At 63.8% G+C, this 26,143-nt stretch carries 23 protein-coding genes; 19 read left to right on the plus strand and 4 right to left on the minus strand.

Annotated features, from left to right (window positions below):
* The first annotated feature begins 209 nt into the window (after positions 1–209).
* Entirely contained in the window at positions 210–2,192 is a 1,983-nt protein-coding gene (locus A2G96_RS14450; RefSeq protein WP_062800315.1) for a relaxase/mobilization nuclease domain-containing protein, read from the plus strand.
* 128 nt (positions 2,193–2,320) lie between these two features.
* Here A2G96_RS14450 and A2G96_RS14455 read toward each other — a convergent pair whose 3' ends face one another.
* Both A2G96_RS14455 and A2G96_RS14460 read right to left on the minus strand, forming a co-directional pair.
* Complete coding sequence (locus A2G96_RS14455) at positions 2,321–3,688, minus strand: heavy metal sensor histidine kinase (protein ID WP_082818971.1); 1,368 nt, start codon at positions 3,686–3,688, stop codon at positions 2,321–2,323.
* Entirely contained in the window at positions 3,685–4,371 is a 687-nt protein-coding gene (locus A2G96_RS14460; RefSeq protein ID WP_062802201.1) for a heavy metal response regulator transcription factor, read from the minus strand. Before A2G96_RS14460 ends, A2G96_RS14455 begins: the two co-directional genes overlap by 4 nt.
* A 146-nt stretch (positions 4,372–4,517) precedes the next feature.
* On the opposite strand from A2G96_RS14460, the gene A2G96_RS14465 reads away from it, so the two are divergent.
* Positions 4,518–4,856 carry a DUF4148 domain-containing protein gene (locus A2G96_RS14465; RefSeq protein WP_062800317.1) on the plus strand — a complete coding sequence of 113 codons (339 nt, stop codon included), beginning with the start codon at positions 4,518–4,520 and terminating at the stop codon, positions 4,854–4,856.
* Positions 4,857–5,483: 627 nt separating this feature from the next.
* Here A2G96_RS14465 and A2G96_RS14470 read toward each other — a convergent pair.
* Both A2G96_RS14470 and A2G96_RS14475 read right to left on the minus strand, forming a co-directional pair.
* On the minus strand, positions 5,484–6,140 hold the full coding sequence (locus A2G96_RS14470) for a hypothetical protein (RefSeq protein ID WP_062800319.1): 657 nt from the start codon (positions 6,138–6,140) through the stop codon (positions 5,484–5,486).
* Positions 6,141–6,159: 19 nt separating this feature from the next.
* Positions 6,160–6,897 carry a HupE/UreJ family protein gene (locus A2G96_RS14475; protein WP_082818972.1) on the minus strand — a complete coding sequence of 246 codons (738 nt, stop codon included), beginning with the start codon at positions 6,895–6,897 and terminating at the stop codon, positions 6,160–6,162.
* 547 nt (positions 6,898–7,444) lie between these two features.
* Here A2G96_RS14475 and A2G96_RS14480 point away from each other — a divergent pair.
* The 17 genes from A2G96_RS14480 to trbJ all read left to right on the plus strand — a co-directional run bounded on the left by A2G96_RS14480 (position 7,445) and on the right by trbJ (position 26,140).
* Positions 7,445–7,729: a metal-sensing transcriptional repressor gene (locus tag A2G96_RS14480; RefSeq protein WP_062800322.1), complete on the plus strand. Its 285-nt coding sequence runs from the start codon at positions 7,445–7,447 to the stop codon at positions 7,727–7,729.
* Positions 7,730–7,788: 59 nt separating this feature from the next.
* Positions 7,789–9,114 (plus strand): MFS transporter, encoded by a 1,326-nt coding sequence (locus tag A2G96_RS14485; protein ID WP_062800324.1) that lies wholly within the window; start codon positions 7,789–7,791, stop codon positions 9,112–9,114.
* Positions 9,111–10,982 carry a heavy metal translocating P-type ATPase gene (locus A2G96_RS14490; protein ID WP_062800326.1) on the plus strand — a complete coding sequence of 624 codons (1,872 nt, stop codon included), beginning with the start codon at positions 9,111–9,113 and terminating at the stop codon, positions 10,980–10,982. Before A2G96_RS14485 ends, A2G96_RS14490 begins: the two co-directional genes overlap by 4 nt.
* Positions 10,979–11,482, plus strand: a complete 504-nt coding sequence (locus tag A2G96_RS14495) for a hypothetical protein (RefSeq protein WP_134502713.1) — start codon at positions 10,979–10,981, stop codon at positions 11,480–11,482. The genes A2G96_RS14490 and A2G96_RS14495 overlap by 4 nt, the downstream gene beginning before the upstream one ends.
* Before the next feature lie 75 nt (positions 11,483–11,557).
* A complete protein-coding gene (locus A2G96_RS14500) occupies positions 11,558–12,682 on the plus strand; it encodes an efflux RND transporter periplasmic adaptor subunit (RefSeq protein WP_062800332.1) in 1,125 nt (374 codons plus the stop codon).
* Between the two features lies 1 nt (position 12,683).
* Positions 12,684–15,776, plus strand: a complete 3,093-nt coding sequence (locus tag A2G96_RS14505; protein WP_062800334.1) for an efflux RND transporter permease subunit — start codon at positions 12,684–12,686, stop codon at positions 15,774–15,776.
* Entirely contained in the window at positions 15,769–16,071 is a 303-nt protein-coding gene (locus tag A2G96_RS14510; protein ID WP_058142322.1) for a DUF3240 family protein, read from the plus strand. Before A2G96_RS14505 ends, A2G96_RS14510 begins: the two co-directional genes overlap by 8 nt.
* Positions 16,068–17,309: a TolC family protein gene (locus tag A2G96_RS14515; protein ID WP_062800336.1), complete on the plus strand. Its 1,242-nt coding sequence runs from the start codon at positions 16,068–16,070 to the stop codon at positions 17,307–17,309. Before A2G96_RS14510 ends, A2G96_RS14515 begins: the two co-directional genes overlap by 4 nt.
* A 74-nt stretch (positions 17,310–17,383) precedes the next feature.
* Positions 17,384–18,298 carry a LysR family transcriptional regulator gene (locus tag A2G96_RS14520; RefSeq protein ID WP_062800339.1) on the plus strand — a complete coding sequence of 305 codons (915 nt, stop codon included), beginning with the start codon at positions 17,384–17,386 and terminating at the stop codon, positions 18,296–18,298.
* 25 nt (positions 18,299–18,323) lie between these two features.
* On the plus strand, positions 18,324–18,551 hold the full coding sequence (locus A2G96_RS14525) for an EexN family lipoprotein (RefSeq protein WP_062800341.1): 228 nt from the start codon (positions 18,324–18,326) through the stop codon (positions 18,549–18,551).
* Between the two features lie 217 nt (positions 18,552–18,768).
* Complete coding sequence (locus A2G96_RS14530; RefSeq protein WP_062800344.1) at positions 18,769–20,778, plus strand: conjugal transfer protein TraG; 2,010 nt, start codon at positions 18,769–18,771, stop codon at positions 20,776–20,778.
* Complete coding sequence (locus A2G96_RS14535) at positions 20,775–21,239, plus strand: ribbon-helix-helix protein, CopG family (protein WP_062800346.1); 465 nt, start codon at positions 20,775–20,777, stop codon at positions 21,237–21,239. The genes A2G96_RS14530 and A2G96_RS14535 overlap by 4 nt, the downstream gene beginning before the upstream one ends.
* Positions 21,236–22,288, plus strand: coding sequence for a P-type conjugative transfer ATPase TrbB (gene trbB, locus A2G96_RS14540; RefSeq protein WP_062800348.1), 1,053 nt, complete (start codon positions 21,236–21,238; stop codon positions 22,286–22,288). Before A2G96_RS14535 ends, trbB begins: the two co-directional genes overlap by 4 nt.
* The gene (locus A2G96_RS14545) at positions 22,285–22,668 is read left to right on the plus strand and encodes a TrbC/VirB2 family type IV secretion system protein (RefSeq protein ID WP_062800351.1); all 384 of its coding nucleotides are present in this window, start codon (positions 22,285–22,287) and stop codon (positions 22,666–22,668) included. The genes trbB and A2G96_RS14545 overlap by 4 nt, the downstream gene beginning before the upstream one ends.
* The gene (locus A2G96_RS14550; protein ID WP_003103993.1) at positions 22,665–22,937 is read left to right on the plus strand and encodes a VirB3 family type IV secretion system protein; all 273 of its coding nucleotides are present in this window, start codon (positions 22,665–22,667) and stop codon (positions 22,935–22,937) included. Before A2G96_RS14545 ends, A2G96_RS14550 begins: the two co-directional genes overlap by 4 nt.
* A gap of 15 nt (positions 22,938–22,952) precedes the next feature.
* Positions 22,953–25,418: a conjugal transfer protein TrbE gene (trbE, locus tag A2G96_RS14555; protein WP_062800354.1), complete on the plus strand. Its 2,466-nt coding sequence runs from the start codon at positions 22,953–22,955 to the stop codon at positions 25,416–25,418.
* Positions 25,415–26,140 carry a P-type conjugative transfer protein TrbJ gene (trbJ, locus tag A2G96_RS14560; RefSeq protein ID WP_062800357.1) on the plus strand — a complete coding sequence of 242 codons (726 nt, stop codon included), beginning with the start codon at positions 25,415–25,417 and terminating at the stop codon, positions 26,138–26,140. The genes trbE and trbJ overlap by 4 nt, the downstream gene beginning before the upstream one ends.
* Positions 26,141–26,143: the final 3 nt, after the last annotated feature.

Genomic DNA, 26,143 nt, shown 5'->3' on the forward strand with positions numbered 1-26,143 from the left:
TGCCCGGAGCGCCAGCGAGGGGCAAAGGCGGAAGGCAAGACAAAAGGGGGCGGCACCTGTCGGGCCGCAAAGACAGTCTGCACGTGGGGGTGGCGCGGCACGCAGCGGCTTCGCCGCCGTGCCGCTGGGGGCGCGAAGCCCGCGCCAATGCAGGCAAGTCCGCGTGCTTCGCACGACCGGACACGCCATAGCTTGCAAGGAGTGCAGCCATGACCAACCGCCGCGACGACGATTTCCGCATCCGCCCCAGCGCCCCGAAGAACCGGGGCCAGGGCTTCGTCTCCAAGGTGCTCAAGCAGGCAGGCAAGGCCAGCAGCGGCAAGTCGGCGGTGCGCCGTCCTGGCGCCAGCGGCAACGGGCAGCACGCCGGTCAGCGGCCCGGCTCGCGCCTGGGGCGCGGCCACACGGCGGCGCGCTTCGCGGGGGCGAAGCTCACGCCCATGTCGCGGCGCGTGACCATCAAGACGCTGCTGGTCAATCAGCAGCGGGCCAGCCCGCAGTCGCTCGCCAAGCACCTGCGCTACATCGAGCGCGATGGCGTGGGCCGCGATGGCGAGCCGGGCCAAGCCTACGGGCCGCAGACCGATGCCGCCGACCTCGATACCTTCAAGGAACGCTGCGCCGACGACCGGCATCACTTCCGCTTCATCCTCTCGCCCGAGGACGGCGCCGAGCTGGAAGACCTGCGCACCTACACGCGGCACCTTATGGGCCGCATGGAAGCCGACCTGGGCACGGGCCTCGATTGGGTAGCCGTCAACCACTGGAACACCGACAACCCGCACACGCACATCGTCGTGCGCGGGCGTGATGACACCGGCAAGGATCTCATCATCGCGGGCGACTACATCGCCGATGGCTACCGCCATCGCGCCGCCGAACTGGCGACCGAATGGCTGGGGCCGCGCACCGAGCTGGAGATCCAGCAGACCTTGCAGCGCGAGGTGGAGCAACAGCGGTGGACGAGCCTCGACCGCACCCTGCAACGCGAGGCCGGCGAGGATGGCCGGGTGCAGATCGAACGCTTCAACGAACCCCGGCTGCAACGCCAGCGCCTGCTGCTGATCGGCCGGCTGCAACGCTTGCAGTGGCTGGGCCTGGCCGACGAGATGCAGCCAGGCACCTGGGCCGTCCATGCCGACGCGGAGAAGACCTTGCGCGCCCTGGGCGAGCGTGGCGACATTATCCGCACCATGCAGCGGGCCATGCGCGGCGAGCAGCGCGAGCTGACGGTTTTCGAGCCTGCCGATGATGGCCGAACCATCCTCGGCCGCGTGGCCGCGAAGGGACTGGCCGACGAACTGCGCGACCGGGGCTATCTGGTCATCGACGGCGTGGACGGCAAGGCCCACTACGTCGCGCTCAACGCCCGCGACGAACTGGCGAACTATCCCGCCGGCGCCGTGGTGGAGGTGAAGGGATCGGCCGACGTGCGCGCGGCCGACAAGAACATCGCCGCGCTGGCGAGCGATGGGCTGTACCGCACCGACCACCACCTTGCCATCGCGCAGGGGCAGGCCATGCCCGGCCGTGATCCGCAGGAAGTCGTCGCGGCCCACGTCCGCCGGCTGGAAGCCTTGCGCCGCGCCGGCATCGTGGAGCGCGTGGCCGAGGGGTTATGGAAGGTGCCGGACGATCTGCCTGAGCAGGGCCGCCGTTACGACGCGCAGCGCCTGGGCGGCGTGGCCGTGGAACTGAAATCACACTTGCCCATCGAGCGGCAGGCCCGCGTGATCGGGGCCACCTGGCTCGACCACCAACTGATCGGCGGCGGTAAGGGCTTAGGCGGCCTGGGCTTCGGCGGCGAGGCCAAACTGGCCATGCAGCAGCGCGCCGACTTCCTGGCCGAACAGGGGCTGGCCGAGCGACGCGGGCAGCGCGTGATCCTCGCGCGCAACCTGCTGGGCACGCTGCGCAACCGGGAGCTGGCGCAAGCCGCCAAGGACATTGCGGCCGAAACCGGCCTTGAGCACCGCCCGACGGCTAACGGGCAGCGCATGGCCGGCATTTACCGGCGCAGCATCATGCTAGCCAGCGGGCGCTACGCGATGCTCGATGACGGCATGGGATTCAGCCTGGTGCCGTGGAAGCCGGTGATTGAGCAACGGCTAGGTCATCAAATAGCCGCAACAGTACGCAGTGGCGGAGTGTCGTGGGAGATTGGGCGACAGCGCGGCATATCTATTGGCTGAAGCAGCTACGCGGACAAGTGAACCTGCATCATGCGGCAATTCTGCCGCTGGTAGTCTTCACGGACACGGGGAAAAGTCTGCTGGTAGTGCTCAATTGACTACGGCTGCTGGGTGCGGTCCAGAGGACTTTAATGGCAAGGTACTACTAGCCCAATGGACGTGACGCCATCGCTCGACTCGGCCACGGTACGCCCTCCGTGCATGCGGGCGATGGCGGCCACAATGGCCAAGCCAAGCCCGTGATTGCGAAGGCCATCCGTTCGCGCCGCGTCCACGCGGTAGAAGCGGTTGAACAGGTTCGGCAGGTGTTCAGCGGGGATCGTGTGGCCCTGGTTCACAACTCGTAGAGCTACCTCGTCGCCCAGCCGCTCGATCTTCACCGCAATCGTGCTCTGCGGGCGAGCATGCCGAGTCGCGTTGCCAATCAGGTTGGACAGGGCGCGCTGCAGCAGCCGCATGTCTGCCGCGCCAGTGGCGTCACCGTCCACAAGCAACTGAAGTCCAGCTTCCTCAATGGCGGCCTCGTGAAGATCTGCTACCGCGCGCGCAACGTCAGCCAGACTATCGATCGCCTCACGACGCGCCTCGGTTCCGCGATCGGCCTGCGACAGAAACAGCATATCTTGCACGATCATCGACATGCGTTGCAGGTCTTCGAGGTGCGCGCCCAACACGTCCCGGAGCGACTCGACATTGCGTGCCTTGCGCAAAGCAATCTCGGTGCTTCCCATCAAAGTCGCCAGCGGCGTGAACAATTCGTGAGCGACGTCAGCGTTGAACGCTTCCAATTGTTCGTAGGCCTTGTGAAGACGCCTCAACAGTCCGTTGACATGAGTCACAAGCGGAACCAGTTCGTCGGGTTGCCCGGTGCCGTCCAATTGTTGATGCAGCGTATCGGCTTCCAGCGCCTGAATCTGGGGAGATAGATCGCGTACCGGCCGCAGACCGATTTGTACGAGCGTGAAGCCTCCGGCCGCAATCACCACGGCTCCAGCGAGTGCGGCCACGATCAGCGTGCGCGCCAAGCGCTTGAGCACGCGGTCGTCTTCGCTAACGTCGAGGCTCAGTAGCCCGTGAACAGAACTGGCGTCCGTCTTGCCCTCAAATCGCAGGTTCATCGTGCGGTGCTTGGCTGACACAACCGGGTTGGCCTCAGGCACGCGGCCAACGGCGCCAGAGTGGAGCCGGCGACCAGCAGAGTTGGTGTAGAGCACTCGATCATCGGCGTCGATCAGGATGATCCCCACGTTCGAGTGCCCGACCATGGCATCGTCGAGCTTGTGCGTGAGCATCGCATTGTCCAGCGTTCCTCCCTCGGCAATAAGGTGATTCACTTGAAGCTGCTTCTGTCGCAGCGTGTCCATCTGGCGCTCCTCGAAGCTCAACGCCGTAGCGGTATAGACCGCCAAACAGGTCAGTGCGAGCCCCGCCAGCGTCAGGAGAGCGAGCCAACGTGCAAGTCGTCGGCCCAGCGATCCGCCTTGCTGCGTACTCACGATGGCCTATCTTCGAGCACGTAGCCCATGCCGCGGACGGTGTGCAGCAGCGGTCGCGCGAAGGGCAGATCAAGCTTGTTGCGCAGCCGACGCACGGCGACGTCGATCACGTTGGTGCCGTGGTCGAAATTCACGTCCCACACTTGTTCAGCAATCTCGGTGCGTGACAGTACCTCTCCCTTGCGTCGCAGAAGAAGTGTCAGCAACTGGAACTCCTTGGCTGACAGGTCGATGCGCTGGCCTGCCCGAGTCGCGCGCCGCTTTACCAAGTCCACTTGCAAGTCTCCCAGAAGCAGAACAAGCGCGTCGGGTGCCGGTACTGTACCGGCCACGCGACGCAGGAGCACCTCGATGCGCGCAACCAACTCGGAGAACGCGAAGGGCTTCACAAGATAGTCATCCGCACCGGCCTTCAACCCACGCACCCGATCCTCGACGCGATGGCGGGCCGTCAACATGATCACCGGTGTTTGTTTGCTTTGTCGCAGCGCAGCCAGCAAGCCGAAGCCATCGATACCCGGCAGCATCGTGTCCAGGACGATTAGGTCGTAGTTGCTGGTAGAGGCCATGTGGAGACCATCGATGCCATTGGCGGCCACATCAATCACGTAGCCCTCTTCAGCCAGCCCCTTGCGCAGATAGTCCGCGAGCTTGACCTCATCCTCTACGATAAGCAGCTTCATGGCCTGCACCACGCCGTCACCGGCTGCTCGCTATCTGTCGAAATTGTCATCTGCACGTTTTGCTCCCGTTCGAGGTCTCTGCCTACATTGCGCTCATGCCTTCGGGCATGTTGATTTTCCAGTCTTGAACCGCAAAGGACCGCGCAATGAAACTTACCCACCTCGTCGCCCTCCAGGCTGTCGTATTGGTCACGGCACTGCCGATGTCAGCCCAGGCGAATTCCATCTGGCATCCTGCACCCACTGAAGAAGGCTTCACCTACCATCCCGACCATTGGAAGAGCACCAAGACCCGCGCCCAGGTGATGGCCGAGGTCGAGGTAGCTCGCAAGGACGGTACGCTCGCGTTGATGGCGCGTGGACTGCCTGTGCCCATCAAGAGTTCGGAGTCGCCGAAGACGCGCGCGCAAGTTATCGAGGAAATGCGTAACGAGTTACCGGAGGCTCGGCGCGAACGGCTCAAGCTGTATTCTGGCGGCCAATAACTTGGTGGAGCGCCTTGAATCGTGTCAATCGCGAGTCGCCTAGGCCTTACAGCAAATCGCACGTAGCTGCGACCCACGGCGGCCGAGCAGGTCAACGCCCAAAGCCGCCACTCTTGTACTCCATCGTTACTGCTGCGCACTTTGCGCCGCTTGACTCGCCACTTCTCTACCGTGATCAGCGATGGCTCGCGGCCCTCATACGCCGCAGTCCGGTCCGAACACTCCAAATGGATCCGTTTCACCTTGTCGGCGAGGCAGGCCCTTCCCTTTCCTGATTCCCGTCCGCACCCGGAAATGCGCTGCCTTGCCATTGCCTCACCGCCATCAGTAGCGGCTCCAAGTCCGATTAACCTCACCGTCGGCTAGTGCGTAGCGGGTATCTACGGGCGCTTCGTCATGCTCGATGACGGTATGAGATTCAGCCTGGCGCTATGGATGTCGATGATCGAGCAGCGACCAGGGCGCAACTTGCGGCATGCGTGCATGAAGGCGGCGTGCGGTGAAGGTCGGTAAACAGCGCCACCTTCGCGTCTCTTGAGTACCAAGGCAAATATCTGCAGTTCCGCTGAAACTGTGAAATCGCAGTGGCATGTGCCTGATAAATCAGACACACGCCGGAACTCGAACTCACTGAACTCGCTTGAGTTGGCTGTACTCCCCACGAGTGCGCAATAGCATCTCCACTTTGGTTGTGCCGCGATTGCGCCAGAACCAGCCGTGATTGCCAGTGAAGGCAGCCGTAAGCACGCCTTCATCCTTTGGAACGCCTCGCCCCTTCTCATAGCTGATCGATCGGCCACTAGCATCGCCGTGTGCGTCGTAGTTGACGACGCCGCCATTGACTATCCAGGCGTACTCGGCTTTGGCTCCTTCCTTCATCACGAGCTTGATTTCGATGCCTTGCCCTGGAGACAAGCTGAAGCGCTCCTCGTCTTTCCAGTCGATTTGGGCCTGAGAGGGAACTGACCGTTCTGCCGCAGCAATCCGAGCCGCGTCGTCCGCTGTTGCAGGGGGCATCTGCTTGGATTGAGCGTCGGTTCGACCTGCAGGCTTTGCATCAGCGGAGGCATCTGCCGCAGCCTCGGCAGCCAGTTGCATCTTGATCTCGCCCATCTCGCTCAGCCGCAGAGTCCGCCCCATACCGGTGAAATCGATGCCGTACTCGGCCGGCAAGACCACGGTAACGAGCAGTATGGCGGCAGAAGTCGCGGCAACAATGGTCGAGCGTAGAAGTTGCTTGGAGGAAGGAAGTTCAACGCGAGTTGGGCTATCACTGTTGTACATAAATTCAATCCTTGAAAAATCAGGAAACGAAGAAGCCGGTCAATTGATAGCCCACAAGCATGAAGCCCAGGCTCATCATGACCACATTGGCGCTGTAGGCGTGACGCAAGAAGCTGCGGGTGCGACGCCAATAGCCCATGACGATAAGAATGACGGCGAGAGCCATCAACTGGCCTAACTCCACCCCAACGTTGAAGGCCAGCAAGTTAGGGACTAGTCCATCGGGCGAAATCTCGTATTCGAGAATCTTGGTAGCGAGGCCGCATCCGTGGAACAGTCCAAACACCAAGGTTGCAACCTTGGTGTTGGGCTGGAACCCCAGCCAACGTTGGAAGGCACCAATGTTGTCGAGTGCCTTGTACACCACAGACAAGCCGATGATGGCGTCGATGACATAGCTATTGATGCCGACGTTCAAGTACACGCCCAGGATCATGGTGGTCGAGTGACCCAGAGCGAACAAGCTCACGTAGATGGCGATGTGCTTCATCCTGTAGAGGAAGAAGATGACGCCGAACAGAAAGAGAATGTGGTCGTAGCCCGTCATCATGTGCTTGGCACCCAGATAGACGAAGGGCAGCAGGTTCACTCCAGAGATTTCCTGGATGTACCCTTTGTCGCCTTCGGTCACAGCATGGGCGATGGCCTCTGCCGTAAAGGTAAGTAGGGTGGCGAAAACGAGCGTAGTGAGGAGCAGACGGGACCGCCAGTTCAACCACGGAAGAACTGGTGACCCGCCGCGAGAGCGGATGTGCATGAAGACTCCAAGGAGGATGGACTAGAGAAAAGCTGATCGCGGCACGCGCATGCGTGCACATTGATGCTCGTGGTCCATCCGCGGAGGCCTTTCCAAACGAGACGCATGAAGTCGCCCGGACTCACGCTGACCGCTTGCGCACCAATCGGGCGACTCTGAAGTCCACGCCTTGAAGCCCGCTGGCAAGGCGTGGGGCTGGTCGTGAAGGTGATCGTTGGAATGGTGAGGATGATCGAAGCCTATGTCCCCGCCAGCATCATCGTGGTCGCTGTGCCAATGGCCATGTGTTCGATCTGAGTCGCTTTCAATGCCGTGGTCCATAGCCGCCAGCTCCGAGAAGCCGTGTGAGCTTGTGATACCAATGGCGGAATACAGCATTCCGAACGCGATGATCACGAGCGCTGCCCAGCGCATAGCGGAGGAACGCATCATGTAGGCGAAGCCGGATGCTGGTGGCATGAGCGGTGTGGGAGGGATGGAAATGGTGGCCCAAAAGCGATATCATATCCCCTCCAGTGGCATAGGATAAATTAACCATCCCGAGCTTATGAACTCACCTCACCCTCACGTACATCAAACACACCCCGCGATCGTCAAGCGGCTGCGCCGCGCCGGAGGTCATCTGAACAGCATCGTGGAAATGATCGAGCAAGGCCGCTCCTGCCTCGACATAGCCCAGCAGCTACAGGCGGTGGAGAAGGCAATTCAGCAGGCGAAGAAGACGCTCATTCAGGACCACCTTGATCACTGCCTGGAGGATGTGGTTGGCCCCTTGGCGCGCGATCAACGCGAGTCCATGGCCGAGTTCAAAGAAATCACCCGATACCTGTGAGCCTTCTATGCCGTCTCTTGCCCAACTGATTCACCAGGGAACCGCGAGCGTCTGACGCCATGCTGCAGATTCTTGCCAACCGCACGTACCGACACCTGTTCCTTGCACAGGTGATCGCGCTCGTCGGTACGGGATTGGCGACAGTCGCGCTCGGGCTGCTGGCATACCAGTTGGCAGGGGCGGACGCAGGAACGGTGCTCGGCACGGCATTCGCGATCAAGATGGTGGCCTACGTTGGTGTGGCCCCGGTTGCAGCCGCGCTGGCAGACCGATTCCCTCGTCGCACGATGCTGGTCTGTCTGGATCTGGTACGCGCTGCCGTTGCGCTACTGCTGCCTTTCGTTTCGCAGGCGTGGCAGGTCTATGTCCTGATCTTCGTACTGCAAGCGGCGTCGGCGGCCTTTACGCCGACCTTCCAGGCGACGATCCCCGACGTACTGCCCGATGAGAAGGAATACACGCAGGCGCTCTCGCTTTCGCGCTTGGCCTACGACATGGAAAGTCTCGTGAGCCCGATGCTGGCGGCGGCGCTCCTGACGGTCGTCAGCTTTCACAACCTGTTCGCCGGCACAGTCGTCGGCTTTCTTGCATCCGCCGCGCTTGTGGTTTCAGTCGTGCTGCCGAGCCCCAAGCCGAGCGAGCGTCGCGGCATCTACGACCGCACGACGCGCGGCCTGCGCATCTACCTCGCGACGCCCCGGTTGCGGGGACTGTGGGCCGTGCAGGCGGGTGTGGCGGCGGCCGGTGCCATGGTCTTCGTGAACACCGTGGTACTGGTGCAGTCCGCTTGGAGTTTGAGCCAAACCCAGGTGGCATTGGCCTTGGCGACATTCGGTGCGGGGTCCATGGTGGCAGCGCTGGCCTTGCCGCGGGCACTGGAGCGCTTACCCGATCGGCCAGTGATGCTCGCGGGTTTGGCCGTGCTGGTGCTGGGGTTGGCCCTTGGGCCGATCGTTCAGGGAATGAATGGCCTGCTGCCGTTGTGGTTCGTGCTCGGCCTTGGATACTCCGCCGCTCAGACGCCTTCGGGTCGCTTGCTGCGCCGCTCTGCGCATCCGGAAGATCGACCGGCAGTGTACGCGGCGCAGTTCGCGCTATCGCATGCCTGCTGGCTGGTGTTCTATCCATTGGCCGGATGGCTTGGGGCACGAGCGGGGCTGCCCTGGACCTTCGCAGTGCACTGCGCAGCAGCAATCGTCGCACTCGTGCTGACCCTGAAGCTCTGGCCGGTCGATGACCCGGAAGTGCTTGAGCATGAGCACCATGACCTGCCGCCAGGGCACGCGCACGCGGATGGCACTGAGCCAAGGACCGTAAGACTGCGCCATACCCACCCCTATGTGGTGGACGACCTGCACCCACGTTGGCCGGGACTAGAACGATGAACCACCTAGCTGATACATCCAAGAGTAGCGTCCTCGGGCTTATGACGCGGGAGCGTTGGATCGAGGTCGGGCGCATCGCTTTGACGGGAGCCGTCGCACTGCTCTATTGGCGACAACTCGTGCCGCTCTACGTTCTGTGGGTAGCGGTGGCCATCGGCCTTTACCCGCTCGTCAAGACCGGGCTGATTGATCTGTTCACCGAACGGAAGATCGGCACCGAAATCTTCGTCACGATTGCGACGCTCGTCGCGGTGTTCGGCGGCGAAACGGTCGCGGGTGCAGTGTTGATGGTCATCATCCTCATCGCCGAGTTCATCGCCGAGTTGAACACCGATCGCGCGCGGGCTTCCATCAAGGAGCTGATCGGCGCTGTGCCGCAAACGGCACTGGTCCGCGAGGATGGTACGGAGCGCACAGTGCCCATCACCGCGGTCAAGGCCGGACAAGTCGTTCTCGTGCGTACCGGCGAGAAGATTCCGGTGGACGGCGTGGTGGTCGGCGGTAGCGCTGCAGTGAATCAGGCGCCGATCACGGGCGAAAGCGTGCCCCAGGACAAAACCGAAGGCACGCAAGTCTTCGCCGGAACAATCGTCGAATCCGGCGCGATCGACGTGCGCACGGATAGGGTCGGCGGCGACACGATCTTTTCCCGCATCATTGCCTTGGTCGAGAGCGCCGAGTCCGAGAGAGCACCAGTACAGAAGCTGGCGGACAAGGTGGCGAGCTGGCTGATCCCGGTCGTTCTGATCTTTCTGGTCGGCGTATTCCTCGTCACGCGCGATGTCTCGAAGGTGGTGACGCTGTTGATCTTCACGTCGCCGGCAGAGCTTGGCCTGGCGACACCGCTCGTCATGATTGCTGCAATCGCCCGCGCTGCGCGGAGCGGCATTCTGATCAAGGGCGGCCTCTATCTGGAGCTGCTGGCGAAGGCCGACGCGGTGGTCTTTGATAAGACCGGCACCCTGACCGCGAACAAGCCGGAGGTCGTACAGATTCAGTCCTTCGATCCGACCCTCAATGAGGACGATCTTCTGCGCCTTGCGGCTGCGGCAGACCGACGCTCCGCGCATCCGCTGGCCAAAGCTGTTTTCGAGGGTGCGACGCGCCGAAGCATTCAGGTGCCGGAACCACAAACCTTCGAGCAGTTGCAGGCGCGCGGCGTCAAGGCAACCGTCGACGGCAGGATCGTGCTGGTGGGCAATCCGGCTTTGTTGCTTGAGGCCGGGGTGACGATCGACCGACCTGTCGCAGAGTCCGGCCGTACCCCGGTGCATGTGGCGGTAGACGGCAAGCTCGCCGGTGTCATCTTCATTGCCGACACGCTGCGGCCGGGAGCGCGTGAGGCGATTGCCTCGCTCAAGGAAAGCGGCGTCAAGCATGTTGTCATGTTGACGGGAGACAACGCCGCAACGGCCAACGCGATCGCGGGCGAACTCGGCGTGGATGACGTGAAAGCCGACCTGATGCCGGAGGGCAAGGTCGCCGCGATCTCAGAGCTTCAGAAGCAGGGGCTCAAGGTCGCCATGGTCGGCGATGGCGTCAACGACGCCCCCGCGCTGGCGAGCGCAGATGTCGGCATCGCCATGGGCGGCGGCGGCGCCCAAGCAGCCCTTGAAGCGGCAGACATCGCGTTGATGACCGACGACCTGAGCAGGATCGTGGCTGCACGCAGCATTGCCCGCCGCTCCTACCGCACCATCCAGGAGAACCTGTGGGTTGGCGTTGGCGTTGTGCATGTACTTGGGATCACTGCCGCGTTGCTGGGGTGGATCGGACCGATTCAGGCGGCCTTCATCCACCTCGGCCCTGACGTCCTGGTGTTCCTGAACTCCGTGAAGCTGTTGCGGGTGAAGATCGCTGGTACATGACGATGGCAATCCAGCAGACACCATTTCCAGCAACCAAGGTGCACGCAATGCCAGCGAACGCTGTCCTGCGCGCAATCGCATTGCTGATACGGCTGGCCTTGGTGTTGCTGTTGGTGGTCGATCAGGTAGGAGCACCGCTGCATGCGCATCACCATGACTTCGGTATCGACGGTCTGGCCCTCGCAGACGTGCATGCGCACAACGCCGCCGAGGTGCACGACGGGAACACCGTAGATGCTCTGCATGTCGACGGTTGCCAGGGCATCGGTAACGGCCATTCGGTCCTCGCACTTCGCGTTGAGGGCAGGACGGTCATCGCCTCGGCCGAGAAGTCCGATGCTGACCAGCAGCATGCAGCCTTCGTTGCGCTGCTCATGGCAGTGGGAGCACCTTCGGTCGATATTCGCCGACAGCCTGACGATTGGCCCCGTCAGGCGGCACCCCTGTACTTCACAGGCGTAATCCGTCCACAGGTAAGGGCACCCCCACTCCGCGCTTGACATCGGTTCCCCATTGACCAGTCAAGGGCCTGCCCGCCGGTTGCGGCGGCGGGCTGGCATTTCCGCGGAGTATTTATGTCTTACCAATCTTCACTATGGACGCGCACGCTCTGCGCTTCCGCAATCGCGTTCTCTCTCTCGTCAACGGCCTTGGCTGCCGACGAGTTCGCCGTTTCCGCCGCGCAGATGCAGGCCCTGGGCGTAAAGCTACAGCGCCTCGATAAACCTGCATCCATTCCGGGCATGACCTACCCAGCCCGTGTCGTGCTGCCTCCCTCGCAGGAATACGTCGTCAGCGCGCCGCTGGCCGGCGTGGTCGATCAATTGCTGGTCGGTCAGAACGAAGCCGTCAAGCCGGGGCAAGCCTTACTCCGCCTGGCCAGCCCGGAATTGGGCGAGCAGCAGCTCAAGCTGATGGAGGCGGCTTCACGCAACCGCTTGGCGCAACGAACCCTGCAACGCGAGAAGCAACTGGCATCCGAAGGCATCGTGCCCGAGCGCCGTGCGCAGGACGCACAGAACGCCGCCGCAGAGGAGCAAGCTCGCGTGCGACAGGCTGAGGCCGCTTTGCGGCTGGCCGGATTGGATGCCGCATCCATACGCCGCGTTGCTGAAGGCAACGCCATGCAGGATGCGCTAGTCATCCGGGCACGCGCCGGGGGCATCGTGACCGAGCTGAGCATCAAGCCTGGCCAGCGTGTAGCACTCTCCGATCCCTTGGTGCGGGTTGCCGACACCGGCAAGCTGTGGCTCGACATTCAATTGCCGGTGGAGCGTCAGTCGCAGGTGACGGCGCGCGGCGGTCAGGTGGGCATCGTAGGTCGGGATGCGAGCGCCGTCACCGCAAGCCTGGGCAGCACGGTCAGCGACAACCAGACGATCGTGCTGCGCGCGCAGGTCACGCGCGGGGCGGCATTGCTGCGGCCGGGCGAGTTCGTGCAGGCCCAAGTGGCCTTTTTCGGTAGCGGCGAAGGCTGGCCGGTGCCGGTCGCCGCCGTGGCGCGACAGGACGGCAAAGCCTATGTCTTTGTACGCACCGACAAGGGCTTCGTGGCCACGCCAGTGGAGGTACTGGACAGCGCCGGCCAGGCCCTGCGCATCACGGGCGCGCTGCGCCCGGGCCAGGAGATCGCCATCACGTCCGTAATCGGCCTGAAAGCAGCCTGGCTCGGCAAGGGCGGCGGCGAGAAGGGTGAATGACATGCTAACCCGTCTCGTTCAATTCGCGCTCGCGCAGCGCTTGTTCGTCCTGCTGGCCGGCGCCCTGTTGGCCGGCGCGGGCTGGTATGCCTTCCGTAACCTGCCGATCGATGCGTTTCCCGACGTAGCGAGCACGCAGGTCAAGATCATCATGAAGGCCCCGGGCATGACGCCCGAGGAGATCGAAACTCGCATCGCCGTACCGATCGAAGTCGAGATGCTGGGCATTCCCAACCAGCGCATCCTGCGCTCGATGTCCAAGTACGGCATCGTCGATATCACGGTCGATTTCGAGGACGGCACCGATATCTATTGGGCCCGTCAGCAGGTGGCTGAACGGCTGTCCAACATCAGCGCTGATTTGCCTGGGGGCATCAGCGGCGGCATGGCGCCGATCACGACGCCATTGGGCGAGATGTTCATGTTCACCGTCGAATCCAAAGAGATGTCGCTGGAGGAGCGACGTAGTTTGCTCGACTGGGTGATCCGACCCGCCCTGCGTTCGGTGCCAGGCGTGGCGGATGTCAATGCGCTGGGCGGCAAGGTGCGCACCTTCGAGGTCATTCCCGACCCAGTAAAGCTCGCTGCGGTGGGCCTATCCACCACGCAATTGCGAACCGCCATCGAGGCAAACAACCGCAATGACGGCGCCGGCCGTCTGGGTGAAGGCGATGAAGTGCTGTTGGTTCGCAGCGAAGGCAGCATCAAGACCATGGACGATCTGCGTGCCATCGTCGTTAAGGCCGAGGGCGGCGCGAGCGTGCGCATCGCTGACATCGCTCAGGTCCGTGAGGGCTACCTCACGCGCTACGGCGTAGTGACGCAAAGTGGCCAAGGAGAAGCTGTGCAAGGTCTCGTACTTGGATTGGCTGGGGCCAATGCACAAAAGGTCGTGCAAGGCGTGACGCAGAAGCTGGAAGAACTCAAGCCCACCTTGCCCAAGGGCGTCGAGATCAAGGTCTTCTACAACCGCGCCAATCTGGTGGAGACGGCCGTGGGCACCGTGTCCAAGGCGCTGCTGGAGGCGACCGTGCTGGTGCTGGTGCTGCTGGGAGCCTTCCTGGGCAACCTGCGGGCCGCGGTGACGGTAGCCGCGGTGCTGCCGCTGTCAGCGCTGGCCACCTTCATCCTGATGCGCTGGTACGGCATGTCGGCCAACCTGATGAGCCTGGGTGGTCTGGCTATCGCGCTGGGCATGCTGGTGGACGGTGCGGTGGTGGTGGTCGAAAACATCGTCCAGCACCTGGCCCATGACGGCAAGGACAAGCTGCCGCGCCAGCACGTGGTGTTCCGCGCGGTGCGCGAGGTGGCCGCGCCGGTGGCTGCCGGCATTCTGATCATCGCCGTCGTGTTCCTGCCCTTGATGACGCTGCAAGGTCTGGAAGGCAAGTTCTTCGTGCCCGTGGCAATGACGATCGTGTTCGCGCTCGCCAGTTCGCTCATCCTGTCGCTGACCGTCATTCCGGTGCTGTCGTCCTTCCTGTTCAAGAAGGTGCAGCACGACGATCCCTGGCTGCCGCGCCAGGCATTGCGGCTGTATTCGCCGGTCCTGGACTTTGCCCTGCGTCGGCAGAAGTTGGTCTTCATCGTGGCTGGCGTCATGCTGGCGCTCGCGGTGGGTGTGTACACCCTGGTGGGCAAGACCTTCATGCCGACCATGGACGAAGGCGACATCATCGTCGGCATCGAGAAGCTGCCCTCGGTGAGCCTGGAGCAGACGGCAGAACTCGACCTCAAGATTCATCAGGCGTTGATGAAGGGCGTGCCCGAGATCACCGGCGTCGTCGCGCGGGCCGGCGCCGACGAGATCGGCCTGGACCCCATGAGCCTGAACCAGACCGACACCTTCCTCGTGCTCAAGCCACGCAGCGAATGGCCTGCAGGCGGCAAACCAGCGCTGGAAGAAAAGATTCGTGGGGTGCTCGACCAGTTGCCGGGCGTGGTCTACAGCTTCACGCAGCCGATCGACATGCGCGTGTCCGAGATGATCATCGGCGTGCGCGGCGACGTGGCGATCAAGATCTTCGGGCCGGACTTGAAGACGCTCAATGACCTCGCCGCCCAGGTCGAAAAGCTGGTCAAGGAAGTGCCCGGCAACCAGGACGTCTACACCGTCGAGAACGATGGCGTGCAGTACCTACGTGTGGTGGTCGATCGGCTGGCCGCAGGACGCTACGGTCTGTCGGTTGAGGAAGTGCAGGATGCCCTGCGTGTGCAGATAGAGGGCATGCGCGCCGGCACGGTGATCGATGGCAGCCGGCGCATCCCGATCGTGGTACGCGGGCCGGACAGCGTGAAGGTGTCGCCGGCAGAGTTCGCGGCGCTGCACATCACCACACCTGGCGGGCAGAGCGTGGCGCTGGATCAGCTAGCTAGGCTGGAGCGCGAAAGCGGTCCAGTGAAGATCGACCGCGAGATGGGCAGCCGCTATGGCGTGGTGATCGCCAACGTCACCGGGCGCGATCTGGTCGGCTTCGTCGAAGAGGCCAAGGCCAAGATCGCGCAATCGGTGCAGCTACCCACCGGCTACCGCATTGCCTGGGGTGGGCAGTTCGAGAACCAGCAGCGCGCGGCCGCGCGCTTGGCGCTGGTGGTGCCGTTGTCGCTGGGCTTCATCTTCGTGATCCTGTTCTCCACCTTTGGCTCGGTGCGCCAAGCCTTGCTGGTGCTGAGCAACGTTCCCTTCGCGCTGGTGGGCGGCATCATGGGGCTGTGGTTGACGGGCGAGTACCTGTCCGTGCCGGCTTCGGTGGGTTTCATTGCGTTGCTGGGCATCGCCGTGCTCAACGGCGTGGTGCTGGTGAGCTACTTCAACCAGTTGCATGCCGAGGGTCTGCCGCTCGTCGAGTGCGTCACCCAGGGCGCGAGAAGGCGCTTGCGGCCGGTGCTGATGACCGCATCGATCACCGCTTTCGGGCTGATACCACTGTTGTTCGCTACCGGCCCGGGCTCGGAAATCCAGCGCCCGTTAGCCATCGTCGTCATCGGCGGCCTGATCACGGCCACCGCACTGACGCTGATCCTGCTGCCCATCCTTTACCTGAGATTCGCGCACGCCAAGCCGGCGGCGGCCCCGGAGGTGAGTCATGCCTAAGTCCTGCCTGACCTTGATTCTTGATCCGCAGATCGAGGAAAAGCTGCTCGACCTGCTGCTCGAAGTCGCTGGTGACGAACTCTTCGTCAGCACGCCGGCGTTCAGCCATGGCACGACCCACGGGCGGCTGTCGGAAGAGGAAAAAGTGATGGGGCGCAGCCACGCGGTCCGGGTGCAGATCCTGGTCACCGAGGAACGGCAGGAGCAACTCCTGCAACTGCTGCGAGAACGTTTTGCCGGCACCGGGTTGCGTTACTGGGCAACACCGTTGTCGATCGATGGAGAGATTGCATGAAGTCCTGGATCATGATGACCTTGGGGTGGGCGCTGGTGCTGCCGTTGCAGGTGGTTGCTCAGCCCGCCACTCCGTCCGACCTACCTCCTGCCGACCTTGCACGTGCGGCCATCGAGCAGGAGCCTTCCGTGGTGAAAGCCCGGTATGCGCTGGAAGCAGCAGGCCATGCGGGGCGCAAGATCGCTGTATCGCCCTACGAGTGGTCTGTAGGGATCGACGGCCAGAGACGCCGCTACGAGACAGGCGGCTATTCCAACGAATGGACCGCCAGAGTCGAGCGACCGATCCGAATTGGCGGCAAGGCCGAACTCGATCAAGGCCTTGGCGATGCAACCGAACGGATAGCTCGCGCCGAGTTGACGCAAGCACGACATGAAGCGACACGTGCACTGTCTGATTTGTGGATCGACTGGTTGGCAACTATCCAAGCGCGAGAACTGGCTAAAGAGCAACTCGGCTTCGCCGAATCGAGTGCGTCAGCAGTCGCCGGACGCCGCAAAGCCGGCGATGCGTCGCTACTGGATCTCAACGCAGCACAAGCGGACGCGGCTGAAGCGCGGCGGCAGTTCGATGCAGCACAGGCACAGGAGGCCAAAGCGATTCTTCGCCTGCGCTCACGCTTTCCGTCCCTTGTGATGGAGCCGCAGTCTTTGAGCGAACCTGTGGAGCTTGAGCTAGACGAATTGCAGTGGCGCCAACGGGTCCTGGCCGAAAGTGACACGTTGCGGATCACACAGGAATCACTGAAGCGGGCCGAACTGACTGCCAATCGAGCAAGGGCCGATCGGATTCCTGATCCCACGGTTGGCATCTACACGGCCTCGGAGGCTCGCCGCAGTGAACGCATCGTAGGCATCAGCGTGAGCATCCCGCTCGGAGGGACCTATCGCAGCGAAACCATGCGAGAGGCTCTCAAGCAGGTGGACGTAGCGCGGGCCGAATTGGAGCGTCAGCAAAAGGAAATCGATCTAGCGACTGCGGAGACTATCAACGATGCCCGCTCTGCGTTGCGGCGATGGAAGTTAGCCGAACAGTCAGCGCAGATGGCTCGGGAGAACGCCACGCTCGGCCAACGAGGCTATGGCCTCGGTGAAGGAGATTTGCAGGCGCTTTTGCTGCTGCGTCGGCAATCCGTTGACGCCGCTGGCGCTTCGCTGGCAGCTCGCGTAGAGGCCGTGAAGGCGCGCTATCGACTCTTGATAGACGCACACATGATTTGGGGACTCGATGACAAATAAGAGCTGCAAGTCACCCTGTTACGCGCCGCGCTTCCTGGCGCGCGCTTCAAATAACTACAGGAGGGCACTCAATCATGGAGTTGCGCCATCTTCGTTGCTTTATGGCCGTTGCAGAGGAGTTGCATTTCGCCCGCGCTGCCGAACGGCTACACATTGACCAATCGCCGCTGTCACGGGCGATCAAGGAATTGGAGGAGGAACTTGGCACCCGCCTGTTCGTCCGCACCACCCGAAGCACGCAACTGACCCGTGCCGGGAGACTTTTTCTTGAACACGTTCCGCGGGTGTTTACAGTGCTGGAGCAGGCTCGCGATAGTGTCAAGTCCTCTGCCAACGGCTTTTGCGGCCAGTTGCGCATTGCCTTGTCCGATGGCGTCACACCTTCGCGCCTGCCGGCATTACTGGCGCGCAGTCGTGAAGAAGACCCCGAGGTTGAAATCCGACTGTTCGAAGTGCCGTTGGATCAGCAGATCAAGGGACTTCATAGCGACTTGTATGACGCGGGCTTCTCGATGGCCGAAGACGCGGGCGATGGCATCATCGTCACTCCTGCATGGGAGGACGAATTGATGGTAGCAGTACCGGCTCGCCACCCCGTACTCGCCTTCAAGCAGATTCCGCTGAAGGAAGTGCTGCGCTATCCCCTGACACTGGGCGACCCGGCAATCTGCGAAGGTCATGCGCGCCAGATCGACCGTTTCCTTCGCACGTGCGGACAGGAACCACTGATCGCGCAGTATGTAGCGACCTTCGATGTGATGCTGGCCCTGGTTTCAGCCGGGCTGGCCTTGGGCCTGGCAGGCGAAGCGCATATTGCCGCCACCCGCGAGTCAGGCGTCGTAGCCAGGCGCCTGGCGGGCAAGCCGTGCATGCTCACGACCTATCTTCTTCGCCGCGAAGCGGAACCATCCGAAATGCTGGCCCGGTTCATCGAACGAGTGGCCTTCATTGATTCAACGGACGGCCTCGGCGACGCCGAGGATTCTTGACTCATTAGATGAAAGGACTGGAACCATGAACAAAACGATGCTGCTGATCGTCGCCGCCACGTTGACGGCATGTGGCCCCTCCCAGCCTTCGGAAACCGTGGACACGCTCGTCGCTAATCCCGAGCGCATCAAGGAGATTCAACGCCAATGCAAGGAAGATCGAACGAAGGTTGGCGATGAGCTTTGCCTGCGTGCTGCCGAAGCAGCCAAACGGCGCTTTTTCGGTGATCGGCCGGAGCAGAAATCCAAGTAGGCTACCTCTCGGTCGCTTCGCCGCGACGAAGTTCTCACTGTTACCTCAGTACGCCGCAACGCGCTCGCGCTTGCGGCGTTCTTATTGCTTTTGCCTCTACAAGAAATCTGGCTTTTTCGGCCTAAATCACTGCCGTAACGGCCTTTGACCGACCTGCACGCACGCCTTGATCCTCAGTGCTGCGGCACCTCCGTGTGCCGTGATCGGAGGCGAGGTTATGCAAGGGACGAACGTGCTGTTCGGTCAGATCGCCGTGGTATTCGGCATCGTGATCGCCGGAGTGTGGGGCGCCACACAATGGACAGCAGCAGCCCTTGGCTACCAGCTACGCCTTGGCTCGCCCTGGTTTGATTTCTTCGGCACGCCGGTCTATCACCCGTGGCGGCTGTTCGAGTGGTGGTTCTTCTTCGACGCCTACGCGCCGCGCGTGTTCGACACCGGCGGCGCCATCGCGGGCGGCAGCGGCTTGCTGGCGGTGGTGGTCGCCATCGGCATGTCGATATGGCGCTCGCGCCAGTCGCGCCTGGTCACAACCTACGGCTCGGCCCGCTGGGCGAACGCGGAGGACATTCGCAAGGCGGGTCTGACGCAACCGGCCGGCGTGTTCCTCGGCCAGCATGACCGCCAGTACCTGCGCCACGAAGGCCCGGAACACGTCCTGACCTTCGCGCCCACACGCTCGGGCAAGGGCGTGGGCCTGGTGGTGCCAACCTTGTTGAGCTGGCCGGCCTCGGCGGTCATCCACGACATCAAGGGCGAGAACTGGCAAATCACCGCTGGCTGGCGCTCGCGCTTCTCGCATTGCCTGCTGTTCAACCCGACCGATGCGAAGTCGGCGGCCTACAACCCGTTGCTGGAGGTGAGGCGCGGTGCGCATGAAGTGCGCGACGTGCAGAACATCGCCGACATTCTGGTTGACCCAGAAGGTGCGCTGGAGAAGCGCAACCATTGGGAAAAGACCAGCCACGCGCTGCTGGTCGGGGCCATCTTGCATGTCCTCTACGCGGGCGAAGACAAGACGCTGCGGGGCGTCGCCAACTTCCTGTCCGACCCGGCCAGCCCCTTCGAGCTGACCTTGCACCGGATGATGACCACGCCGCACCTCGGCGATGGGCCGCATCCGGTCGTCGCATCGGCGGCGCGTGAAGTCCTCAACAAGAGCGACAACGAACGCTCGGGCGTGCTGTCCACGGCCATGTCGTTCCTCGGCCTTTACCGCGATCCCACGGTGGCCGAAGTCACGTCGCGCTGCGATTGGCGCATCGCCGACCTGATTGCGGCCGAGCATCCGGTGTCGCTGTATCTGGTGGTGCCGCCTTCGGACATTTCGCGGACGAAGCCGCTCATCCGCCTGATCCTCAACCAGATCGGCCGGCGCCTCACCGAATCGCTCGATGGCTCCGATGGCATCGAGCGCCGCCACAAGCTGTTGCTGATGCTCGATGAGTTCCCGGCGCTGGGGCGCCTGGACTTCTTCGAGACGGCACTGGCCTTCATGGCGGGCTACGGCATCCGCAGCTTCCTCATCGCGCAGTCGCTCAACCAGATCGACAAGGCGTATGGGCAGAACCACTCCATTCTCGACAACTGCCATGTGCGCGTGACGTTCGCCACGAACGACGAGCGCACCGCCAAACGGATCTCCGAGACGCTGGGCACGGCCACCGAGCTGCGCGCCCAGCGCAACTACGCGGGCCACCGGCTCGCGCCGTGGCTCGGGCACCTGATGGTGTCGCGCCAGGAAACCGCGCGCCCGCTGCTGACGCCGGGCGAAGTCATGCAGCTTCCGCCTGACGAGGCCGTGGTGATGGTGTCCAGCGTGGCGCCGATCAAGGCGACGAAGCTGCGCTACTACGCGGACGCCAATTTCAAGCGTCGCGTGCTACCACCGCCCACGCTGGCGGACGGGCAGTACGCAGACGCGCCGCCGTCGCGGCCCGACGACTGGAGCGGGCTGGCGATTCCGTCCGTGCCCGCTGCGCCTGCCACGGCATCCGCCGATGGCCTGGAGAACTTGGGTTCGGCCGACGACGGCGGCCCGCGCCGTCAGCCCGAGCTTTCCGAAGCCGTCGCCTACGCCCCCGAGTTGGCCGCGCCCGCGGCCGACCTCGCGCTGCTCGACGACGACGACGACCTGCCGCTTCCTCTTTCTCGCCAGCTTGATCCAGCCATGCAGCGCACGGCCCGGCTGGCTTCCCTCGACCCCAACGACGGAATCGAGCTATGAGCCACTATCGCCTGAACCTCTTTATCCAGCCCGAGCACGCCAAGCGGCTCGACGAGCTTGCCGCCAAGAAAGGCGTGTCCAAGTCATCCATCGTCGCGGCGGCGCTCGCATCGTGGCTGTCACCCGATGCCGCCGACCAGCGCGAGGCAGCCATCGCCAAGCGGCTGGATCGCCTCTCGCGCCAGGCCGAGCGCATGGAGCGCGACCAGAACATCGCCATCGAAACGCTGGCGCTGTTCATCCGCTACTACCTGACCGTGAGTACGCCTGTTCCCGAGGCGCACCAAGACGCGGCACGCGCGCAGGGCAAGGCGCGCTTCGAGCAGTTCACCGAGCAGCTTGGCCGCCATCTGCTGCGGGGCCGAAGCCTAGTGCGCGACGTGGTGGAAGAACTGCACCCCGACCCGATGCGGATGGAGGACGCGGCGGCAACCGCGCAAGCGCAGGAGCGTGCGTCATGAGCGCCGTTCCGCAGTCCATGAGTGCCACGTCGCTCGACCGCCGCATCCAGATGCTGCGTACGGCGATGGGGCCGCTGATCGCCGCCGCGCTCGAAGACCCGGACGTGGTGGAGGTGATGCTGAATCCTGATCGCACCCTTTGGGTGGATCGGCTTTCCAGTGGACGCGCACCGATGGGCGTGGAACTGCCCGAGGCGGACGGCGAGCGAATCATCCGCCTGGTCGCGGCCCACGTTGGCGCAGAAGTCCATCGCGGCCAGCCGCTGCTGTCCGCCGAGTTGCCCGAAACGGGCGAACGCTTCGAGGGCATCTTGCCGCCGGCAGCGCCGGGGCCGGCCTTCGCGCTGCGCAAGCGCGCCATCGGCGTGATTCCGCTGGAGCGGTACGTCATCGACGGGATGATGACCAGCGCGCAAGCGGGCTTTCTCGTTCGCGCCGTGCGCGAGCGGCAGAACGTGCTGATCGCCGGCGCCACCAGCAGCGGCAAGACCACGCTCGCCAATGCTTTGCTCGCCGAAATCGCCGCCACCGGCGACCGCGTGCTGGTGCTCGAAGACACGGTGGAGCTGCAATGCGCGGCCCGCGACCACGTGCCGCTGCGGACGCGGCAAAACGTCGTGTCGATGACAGAGTTGGTCCGCTCATCCATGCGCCTGCGGCCTGATCGCGTCGTCGTTGGCGAAGTGCGCGGCGCCGAGGCACTGGATCTCATCAAGGTGTGGGGCACAGGCCATCCGGGCGGCATCGCCACGATCCATGCCGGCTCCGCGCTCGGCGCGCTGCTGCGCCTGGAGCAACTGATTCTCGAAGTGGCGGTGAATCCGCCCCGTGCGCTGATCGCCGAGGCAGTCAACGTGGTGATCCACATCGCCGGACGCGGGCGCAAGCGCCGCATCGAGAGCATCGCCCGCGTCGTCGGCTTCGATGGCGTGGGCTACCAACTGGCGGACGCACTGGAAACGCCGTTTCCCGAGCTGCTGCCACTTCCCGATGCCGCACTCGCTGCGGCGACCTCCCCATCCCCTCACTCACTTGGAGAACTGCCATGACGCAGATGACCATTCCTGCTTTCCGTTTTTCTGCAAATCCGGCTTTGCGTCTTGCGCGGCTGCGCTGCCTGGCCCGCCCTGCGGGGCAAGGGCTGCTGCTGGCCGCGCTGATGCTGTTCCTGGCCGGCACGGCACAAGCCGCCGGTTCCTCGATGCCGTGGGAAGGCCCGCTGCAATCCATCCTCGAATCCATCCAAGGGCCGGTGGCGCGCATCGTCGCAGTCATCATCATCATCGCCACGGGCCTCGCGCTCGCCTTCGGCGACACGTCCGGCGGATTCCGCAAGCTGATCCAGATCGTCTTCGGTCTGTCCATCGCGTTCGCGGCTTCGAGCTTCTTCCTGTCGTTCTTCAGCTTCTCCGGCGGGGCCGTCGTATGAGTGCCCCGGACACCTTCGCGGACGGCTTTGAGGTGCCGCTGCATCGCTCGCTGACCGAGCCGATTCTGCTTGGCGGTGCGCCGCGCACCGTGGCGATCGCCAACGGCACGCTGGCCGCCGCTGTCGGCCTGGGCCTGCAACTGTGGATTCCCGGTGTGGTGCTCTGGATCGTCGGCCATTCGCTGGCGGTATGGGGCGCGCGCGTCGATCCGCAGTTCATGCAGGTCTTCGCCCGGCATATCAAGCACCGCCCGCTGCTGGACGTGTGAGGGGAGGACGCCGCGATGTTGAATCTCGCCGAATACCGCCAGCGCCCGGCCTTGCTGGCCGACTGGCTGCCCTGGGCCGGGCTGGTCGCACCGGGCGTCGTCTTGAACAAGGACGGCAGTTTCCAGCGCACGGCCCGGTTTCGCGGGCCTGACCTCGACAGCGCGACGCAAGGCGAGCTGATCGCCACGTCGGCGCGGTTGAACAACGCGCTGCGCCGCATGGGATCGGGCTGGGCGCTGTTCATCGAGGCCGAGCGCCGCGCCGCCGCCGACTATCCGCGCTCGGAGTTTCCCGAACCGCTTTCGTGGCTGGTGGAGGAAGAACGCCGGGCCGCCTTCGAGGAATCGGGCCATCACTTCGAGAGCGGCTATCACCTGACGCTGGTCTATCTGCCACCGGAAGAATCCCGCGCCCGTGCAGCCAAGATGCTCTACGAGAACACGCCGACGAATGGCGTGGACTGGCGCGAGCGGCTGCAAGCCTTTGTCGCGGAAACGGATCGCGTCTTTGACCTGCTCGACGGCGTGATGCCGGAAATTGACTGGCTCGATGACGCGCAGACGCTGACCTACCTGCACGCGACCATCTCGACGCGGCGCTATCGCGTCGGCGTGCCTGAAGTGCCGTTCCACATCGACGCGCTGCTGACCGACTCGCCGCTGGTCGGTGGCCTGGCACCCATGCTGGGCGACCAGCACCTGCGCGTGGTGTCGGTGCGGGGCTTCCCGACCTCGACCTGGCCGGGGATTCTGGACGACCTCAACCGCCTCGGCTTTGCCTACCGCTGGAGTACGCGCTTTCTCTGCCTCGACAAAGCCGAAGCGGAAAAAGAACTGTCCCGCCTGCGCCGCCAGTGGTTTGCCAAGCGCAAGAACGTCATCGCGCTGCTGCGCGAAACGATCTTCCAGCAGGAAAGCCCGCTGGTCGATACCGACGCCAACAACAAGGCCGCCGATGCCGACGCTGCCTTGCAGGAGCTGGGCAGCGATCAAGTCGCCTTCGGCTATCTGACGGCGACCGTCACCGTCATGGACGAGGACGCCGCCGTCGCAGACGAGAAGCTGCGCATGGTGGAGCGCGTTATCCAGGGCCGGGGCTTCGTCACCATTCCCGAAACGCTCAACGCCGTGGATGCCTGGCTGTCGTCGATCCCCGGCAACGCCTATGCGAACGTGCGCCAGCCCATCGTCTCAACGCTGAACCTGGCGCACATGATGCCGGTGTCGGCGGTCTGGGCCGGGCCAGAGAAGAACGACCATCTCGACGGCCCGCCGCTGATCGTCACACGCACCGATGGCGCGACGCCTTTTCGCTTGGTCACGCACATCGGCGACGTGGGCCACACGCTGGTCGCGGGTCCGACTGGCATGGGCAAGTCGGTCTTGCTCGCCACGCTGGCGATGCAGTTCCGCCGCTATCGCGGCTCGCGCATCTTCGCGTTCGACATGGGCCGCTCGATGCGCGCCACGGTTCTCGGGTTGGGCGGCGAGCACTACGACCTGGGAACGGATGGCGAAATCGCTTTCCAGCCATTCGCACGCATCGACCGCGAGGGCTACCGCACCTGGGCCGCCGAATGGATCGAAGGCCGCTTGCTGCACGAAGGCGTGGCGGTCGGCCCCGACGAGAAGGCGGCCATCTGGTCGGCGCTGGGAAGCCTTGCCGGTGCGCCGGTGGAGCAGCGCACCATGACCGGGCTTTCCGTCCTCTTGCAGTCCAACGCGCTGCGGCAGGCGCTGTCGCCCTATGTGCTGGGTGGCGCCCACGGCAAGCTGCTGGACGCCGACCATGACCGCCTCGGCATGGCCGACGTGCAGTGCTTCGAGATGGAGGAGCTGATGCACAGCAAGGCCGCCGTCATGGCCGTGCTGCATTACCTCTTTGCGCGCTTCGACGAACGCTTCGACGGGGCGCCCACGCTGCTGATCCTCGATGAAGCGTGGCTGTTCCTCGATGACCCGGTGTTTGCCGCGCGTATCCGCCAGTGGCTCAAGACGCTGCGCAAGAAGAACGTCAGCGTCATCTTCGCCACGCAGAGCCTCGCCGACATCAAGGATTCGAGCATCGCGCCCGCGATCATCGAGAGCTGCGCGAGTCGGATTTTCTTGCCCAACCCGCAGGCGACAGAGCCGCAGATTCGCACGATCTACGAGGGCTTCGGCCTCAACCGGCGGCAGATCGAGATCGTCGCCAACGCGCAGCCCAAGCGCGACTACTACTACCAATCGCGTCTCGGCAATCGCCTGTTCGACCTCGACCTGGGGCCGGCGGCGCTGGCCTTCGCGGGCGCTTCCACGCCGCAAGACCAGCGCGCCATTGATGAGGTTCTTGGCCGCGTGCCGCAGGACGCCAGCGTGCCCGGCTTCGCGGGCGCCTGGCTGCGCCATCGCGGCCTCGATTGGGCGGCCGACCTGCTGCCCTCGTTCCCCGGCCTCGCGCCGGGTTCCCTCGCTGACCAACCCCTGGAGAACCTGCCATGAAGAAGCGCCTTCTTGCCGCCGCCATCGCGGCCATGCTTTGCACCGCCACCGCCCATGCGCAATGGGTCGTGATCGACCCCACGAACCTCGTGCAGAACACGCTGACCGCGATCCGCACGCTGGAGCAGATCAATAACCAGATCCAGCAGCTCCAGAACGAAGCGCAGATGCTGATGAACCAGGCGCGCAACCTCGCCAGCCTGCCGTCCAGCGTGGTCGGCCAATTGCGCGCGAATCTGGCAACGACCGAGCGGCTGATCGCCCAGGCCCGAGGCTTGGCCTATGACGTGACGAATCTGGATCGGGAGTTCGCACGCCTGTATCCCGAGCAGTACGCCGCCACCGTCAGCGGCGACCAGATGTACCGCGACGCGCAGGAGCGTTGGCGGAACACGCTCAACGGCTTGCAGACCACGATGCAGATGCAGGCGCAGGTGTCGCAGAACCTGGGCGAAGACGAAAGCGTGTTGGCCGACCTCGTGGGCAAGAGCCAGTCTGCCGAAGGGGCGCTCCAAGCCATGCAGGCCATGAACCAGTTGCTGGCCTTGCAGGCCAAGCAGTCGATCCAGTCGCAGCGGCTCCAGATCACGCAGGATCGCGCTGCCGCGCTGGAACTGGCGCGGCAGGCGGCGGCCACCGAACGCGGGCGCGAGGTGACGCGCCGCTTCCTGGGCAGCGGCACGCCGTACACGCCGCAAGCCGTCGATTTCTACAACCACTGACGA

The sequence above is a fragment of the Cupriavidus nantongensis genome (assembly GCF_001598055.1).
Classification (GTDB): domain Bacteria; phylum Pseudomonadota; class Gammaproteobacteria; order Burkholderiales; family Burkholderiaceae; genus Cupriavidus; species Cupriavidus nantongensis.

Excerpts from the sequence above, each read along its gene's own strand:
- A2G96_RS14450 (WP_062800315.1), top strand. The coding sequence starts at position 210 with ATGACCAACCGCCGCGACGACGATTTCCGCATCCGCCCCAGCGCCCCG.
- A2G96_RS14460 (WP_062802201.1), bottom strand. The coding sequence starts at position 4,371 with ATGAAGCTGCTTATCGTAGAGGATGAGGTCAAGCTCGCGGACTATCTG.
- A2G96_RS14465 (WP_062800317.1), top strand. The coding sequence starts at position 4,518 with ATGAAACTTACCCACCTCGTCGCCCTCCAGGCTGTCGTATTGGTCACG.
- A2G96_RS14470 (WP_062800319.1), bottom strand. The coding sequence starts at position 6,140 with ATGTACAACAGTGATAGCCCAACTCGCGTTGAACTTCCTTCCTCCAAG.
- A2G96_RS14475 (WP_082818972.1), bottom strand. The coding sequence starts at position 6,897 with ATGCACATCCGCTCTCGCGGCGGGTCACCAGTTCTTCCGTGGTTGAAC.
- A2G96_RS14480 (WP_062800322.1), top strand. The coding sequence starts at position 7,445 with ATGAACTCACCTCACCCTCACGTACATCAAACACACCCCGCGATCGTC.
- A2G96_RS14485 (WP_062800324.1), top strand. The coding sequence starts at position 7,789 with ATGCTGCAGATTCTTGCCAACCGCACGTACCGACACCTGTTCCTTGCA.
- A2G96_RS14490 (WP_062800326.1), top strand. The coding sequence starts at position 9,111 with ATGAACCACCTAGCTGATACATCCAAGAGTAGCGTCCTCGGGCTTATG.
- A2G96_RS14495 (WP_134502713.1), top strand. The coding sequence starts at position 10,979 with ATGACGATGGCAATCCAGCAGACACCATTTCCAGCAACCAAGGTGCAC.
- A2G96_RS14500 (WP_062800332.1), top strand. The coding sequence starts at position 11,558 with ATGTCTTACCAATCTTCACTATGGACGCGCACGCTCTGCGCTTCCGCA.
- A2G96_RS14505 (WP_062800334.1), top strand. The coding sequence starts at position 12,684 with ATGCTAACCCGTCTCGTTCAATTCGCGCTCGCGCAGCGCTTGTTCGTC.
- A2G96_RS14510 (WP_058142322.1), top strand. The coding sequence starts at position 15,769 with ATGCCTAAGTCCTGCCTGACCTTGATTCTTGATCCGCAGATCGAGGAA.
- A2G96_RS14515 (WP_062800336.1), top strand. The coding sequence starts at position 16,068 with ATGAAGTCCTGGATCATGATGACCTTGGGGTGGGCGCTGGTGCTGCCG.
- A2G96_RS14520 (WP_062800339.1), top strand. The coding sequence starts at position 17,384 with ATGGAGTTGCGCCATCTTCGTTGCTTTATGGCCGTTGCAGAGGAGTTG.
- A2G96_RS14525 (WP_062800341.1), top strand. The coding sequence starts at position 18,324 with ATGAACAAAACGATGCTGCTGATCGTCGCCGCCACGTTGACGGCATGT.
- A2G96_RS14530 (WP_062800344.1), top strand. The coding sequence starts at position 18,769 with ATGCAAGGGACGAACGTGCTGTTCGGTCAGATCGCCGTGGTATTCGGC.
- A2G96_RS14535 (WP_062800346.1), top strand. The coding sequence starts at position 20,775 with ATGAGCCACTATCGCCTGAACCTCTTTATCCAGCCCGAGCACGCCAAG.
- trbB (WP_062800348.1), top strand. The coding sequence starts at position 21,236 with ATGAGCGCCGTTCCGCAGTCCATGAGTGCCACGTCGCTCGACCGCCGC.
- A2G96_RS14545 (WP_062800351.1), top strand. The coding sequence starts at position 22,285 with ATGACGCAGATGACCATTCCTGCTTTCCGTTTTTCTGCAAATCCGGCT.
- A2G96_RS14550 (WP_003103993.1), top strand. The coding sequence starts at position 22,665 with ATGAGTGCCCCGGACACCTTCGCGGACGGCTTTGAGGTGCCGCTGCAT.
- trbE (WP_062800354.1), top strand. The coding sequence starts at position 22,953 with ATGTTGAATCTCGCCGAATACCGCCAGCGCCCGGCCTTGCTGGCCGAC.
- trbJ (WP_062800357.1), top strand. The coding sequence starts at position 25,415 with ATGAAGAAGCGCCTTCTTGCCGCCGCCATCGCGGCCATGCTTTGCACC.